This window comes from Paenarthrobacter sp. NPDC057355 (assembly GCF_042667405.1).
GTDB lineage: Bacteria > Actinomycetota > Actinomycetes > Actinomycetales > Micrococcaceae > Arthrobacter.
Window position 1 is genome coordinate 1 of record NZ_JBHVAL010000061.1, and the last position, 1,163, is coordinate 1,163.

The 1,163-nt window shown below is 55.9% G+C and carries 1 rRNA gene; it reads left to right on the plus strand.

Going from position 1 to position 1,163, the window contains the following annotated elements:
- A 23S ribosomal RNA gene (locus ACFUOZ_RS21395) occupies positions 1–1,163 on the plus strand; the annotation flags it as partial.

Here is a 1,163-nt window from a genome sequence, read left to right on the forward strand (position 1 = left end):
GCGTAATAGCTCACTGGTCAAGTGATTCCGCGCCGACAATGTAGCGGGGCTCAAGCGTACCGCCGAAGTCGTGTCATTGCAGCAATAGCCCCAACGCCTGCTGTGATGGGTAGGGGAGCGTCGTGTGCCGGGTGAAGCAGCCGCGGAAGCGAGTTGTGGACGGTTCACGAGTGAGAATGCAGGCATGAGTAGCGATACACACGTGAGAAACGTGTGCGCCGATTGACTAAGGGTTCCTGGGTCAAGCTGATCTGCCCAGGGTAAGTCGGGACCTAAGGCGAGGCCGACAGGCGTAGTCGATGGACAACCGGTTGATATTCCGGTACCCGCTTTGAAACGCCCAATACTGAATCAGGCGATGCTAAGTCCGTGAAGCCGGCCCGATCTCTTCGGAGTTGAGGGTAGTGGTGGAGCCGACGAACCAGACTTGTACTAGGTAAGCGATGGGGTGACGCAGGAAGGTAGTCCAGCCCGGGCGGTGGTTGTCCCGGGGTAAGGGTGTAGGACGCACGGTAGGCAAATCCGTCGTGCATATAAGTCTGAGACCTGATGCCGAGCCGATTGTGGTGAAGTGGATGATCCTATGCTGTCGAGAAAAGCCTCTAGCGAGTTTCATGGCGGCCCGTACCCTAAACCGACTCAGGTGGTCAGGTAGAGAATACCGAGGCGTTCGGGTGAACTATGGTTAAGGAACTCGGCAAAATGCCCCCGTAACTTCGGGAGAAGGGGGGCCATCACTGGTGATCCGATTTACTCGGTGAGCTGGGGGTGGCCGCAGAGACCAGCGAGAAGCGACTGTTTACTAAAAACACAGGTCCGTGCGAAGCCGTAAGGCGATGTATACGGACTGACGCCTGCCCGGTGCTGGAACGTTAAGGGGACCGGTTAGCTGACTTTCGGGTCGGCGAAGCTGAGAACTTAAGCGCCAGTAAACGGCGGTGGTAACTATAACCATCCTAAGGTAGCGAAATTCCTTGTCGGGTAAGTTCCGACCTGCACGAATGGCGTAACGACTTCTCGACTGTCTCAACCATAGGCCCGGTGAAATTGCACTACGAGTAAAGATGCTCGTTTCGCGCAGCAGGACGGAAAGACCCCGGGACCTTTACTACAGTTTGATATTGGTGTTCGGTTCGGCTTGTGTAGGATAGCTGGGAGACTTT